Origin of the sequence: Companilactobacillus metriopterae (assembly GCF_004117915.1) — a bacterium.
Classification (GTDB): Bacteria; Bacillota; Bacilli; order Lactobacillales; family Lactobacillaceae; genus Companilactobacillus; species Companilactobacillus metriopterae.
In genome coordinates this window covers 1-3,185 of the sequence record NZ_RSTD01000007.1, presented here as the reverse complement: position 1 = coordinate 3,185, position 3,185 = coordinate 1, and the positions used below count along the sequence as shown (strand labels likewise).

The window sequence follows — 3,185 nt, the reverse complement described above, 5'->3', positions numbered from 1 at the left end:
TCGAACTCGTACCTTGAAAACTGGATATTAAGAAATAAAGAAACACCGAAAACTGCGCGACAGATTTAGAAATCTAAATTTTGTCAGATTAAGTTATAAAGGGCGCATGGTGGATGCCTAGGCACTAGGAGCCGATGAAGGACGTAGCTAACGACGATACGCCTCGGGGAGCTGTAAGCAAGCTTTGATCCGGGGATTTCCGAATGGGGGAACCCAATTATCGTAATGGATAATTACTTATATGTGAATACATAGCATATAAGAGGAAGACGCAATGAACTGAAACATCTAAGTAGTTGCAGGAAGAGAAAGAAAAATCGATTCCCTGAGTAGCGGCGAGCGAAACGGGAATAGCCCAAACCAGAGAGCTTGCTCTTTGGGGTTGTAGGACTGACGACATGAGAAAAAATGTAAGTATAGCTGAATGATTTGGAAAGATCAGCCAAAGAGAGTGAAAGCCTCGTAAGCGAAATACAAGCAACTCTAGTCAGTATCCTGAGTACGGCGGGACACGTGAAACCCCGTCGGAATCTGGGAGGACCATCTCCCAAGGCTAAATACTACCTAGTGACCGATAGTGAACCAGTACCGTGAGGGAAAGGTGAAAAGAACCCCGGGAGGGGAGTGAAATAGATCCTGAAACCATGTGCCTACAAGTAGTCAGAGCCCATTTACGGGTGATGGCGTGCCTTTTGTAGAATGAACCGGCGAGTTACGTTTGCATGCAAGGTTAAGTAGAAAATACGGAGCCGTAGCGAAAGCGAGTCTGAATAGGGCAAATTGAGTATGTAGACGTAGACCCGAAACCAAGTGACCTACCCATGTCCAGGTTGAAGGTGAGGTAAAACTCACTGGAGGACCGAACCCATGTACGTTGAAAAGTGCTGGGATGAGGTGTGGGTAGCGGTGAAATTCCAAACGAACTTGGAGATAGCTGGTTCTCTCCGAAATAGCTTTAGGGTTAGCCTCGTGGTAAGGATCGTGGAGGTAGAGCACTGTTTGGACTAGGGGCCCATCTCGGGTTACCGAATTCAGATAAACTCCGAATGCCACCGATTTATACACGGGAGTCAGACGATGAGTGATAAGATCCATCGTCGAAAGGGAAACAGCCCAGATCACCAGTTAAGGTCCCAAAATTTATGCTAAGTGGAAAAGGATGTGGAAATGCCTAGACAACTAGGATGTTGGCTCAGAAGCAGCCATTCATTCAAAGAGTGCGTAACAGCTCACTAGTCGAGTGATTCTGCGCCGAAAATGTACCGGGGCTAAGCATAATACCGAAACTGTGGATGCATCGTAAGATGCGTGGTAGGAGAGCGTTGTATGAGCATTGAAGCTGTACCGTGAGGAGCAGTGGAGTTCATAGAAGTGAGAATGCCGGTATGAGTAGCGAAAGATAGGTGAGAATCCTATCGGCCGAAAGACTAAGGTTTCCTGGGGAAGGCTCGTCCTCCCAGGGTTAGTCGGGGCCTAAGATGAGACCGAGAGGTGTAATCGATGGATAACAGGTTGATATTCCTGTACTAGTTTAATTTGTTTGAACGATGGAAGGACGCAGGAGGATGATGTGTGCACACAGCTGGAAAAGTGTGTCCAAGCCGCGAGTCTTGATATGAGTTAAATGCTTATAACTATAAGGACAAGTTGTGATGGGGAGCGAAATTTAAGTAGCGAAGCACAGTAACTCACACTGCCAAGAAAAGTTTCTAGTTAGAATTAAACTACCCGTACCGCAAACCGACACAGGTAGTCGAGGAGAGAATCCTAAGGTCAGCGAGTGAACTCTCGTTAAGGAACTCGGCAAAATGACCCCGTAACTTCGGGAGAAGGGGTGCTGGTGTAAAAGCCAGCCGCAGTGAATAGGCCCAAACAACTGTTTATCAAAAACACAGGTCTATGCTAAATCGTAAGATGACGTATATGGGCTGACGCCTGCCCGGTGCTGGAAGGTTAAGAGGATTGGTTAGCTTCGGCGAAGCTAAGAATTGAAGCCCCAGTAAACGGCGGCCGTAACTATAACGGTCCTAAGGTAGCGAAATTCCTTGTCGGGTAAGTTCCGACCCGCACGAAAGGCGTAATGATTTGGGCACTGTCTCAACGAGAGACTCGGTGAAATTATAATACCCGTGAAGATGCGGGTTACCCGCGACAGGACGGAAAGACCCCATGGAGCTTTACTGTAGCTTGATATTGAGTTTTTGTGTAACATGTACAGGATAGGTAGGAGCCGTTGAAGTCGGAACGCTAGTTTCGATGAAGGCATTGGTGGGATACTACCCTTGTTATATGAAAACTCTAACCTACGCCGATAATCGCGGCGAGGGACAGTGTCTGGTGGGCAGTTTGACTGGGGCGGTCGCCTCCTAAATAGTAACGGAGGCGCTCAAAGGTTCTCTCAGAATGGTTGGAAATCATTCGCAGAGTGTAAAGGTATAAGAGAGCTTGACTGCGAGACTGACAAGTCGAGCAGGGACGAAAGTCGGACTTAGTGATCCGGTGGTACCGCATGGAAGGGCCATCGCTCAACGGATAAAAGCTACCCTGGGGATAACAGGCTTATCTCCCCCAAGAGTTCACATCGACGGGGAGGTTTGGCACCTCGATGTCGGCTCATCGCATCCTGGGGCTGTAGTCGGTCCCAAGGGTTGGGCTGTTCGCCCATTAAAGCGGTACGCGAGCTGGGTTCAGAACGTCGTGAGACAGTTCGGTCCCTATCCGTCGCGGGCGTAGGAAATTTGAGAGGAGCTGTCCTTAGTACGAGAGGACCGGGATGGACATACCTCTGGTGTACCAGTTGTTCTGCCAAGGGCATTGCTGGGTAGCTATGTATGGACGGGATAAGCGCTGAAAGCATCTAAGTGCGAAGCCCCCCTCAAGATGAGATTTCCCATTCCGTTAAGGAAGTAAGATCCGTTAAAGATGATGACGTAGATAGGCTGCGGGTGGAAGTATGGCGACATATGGAGCTGAGCAGTACTAATAGATCGAGGGCTTAATCGAGTAAGTGGTTTAAAGTGTTTTGAAATTTCTTAATATCTAGTTTTGAAGGTACGAGGTACCAATAGTGTGGTGATGATGGCAAGAAGGATACACCTGTTCCCATGCCGAACACAGAAGTTAAGCTTCTTAACGCCGAAAGTAGTTGGTGGGAAACTACCTGCGAGGATAGGAAGTCGCCACGC

The 3,185-nt window shown here is 48.2% G+C and carries 2 rRNA genes; both read left to right on the top strand.

What is annotated here, in order from left to right:
• Positions 1–86: 86 nt before the first annotated feature.
• Positions 87–3,003: ribosomal RNA gene (locus EKN01_RS07775) — 23S ribosomal RNA — on the top strand.
• A gap of 65 nt (positions 3,004–3,068) precedes the next feature.
• Positions 3,069–3,185, top strand: a 5S ribosomal RNA gene (gene rrf / locus EKN01_RS07770).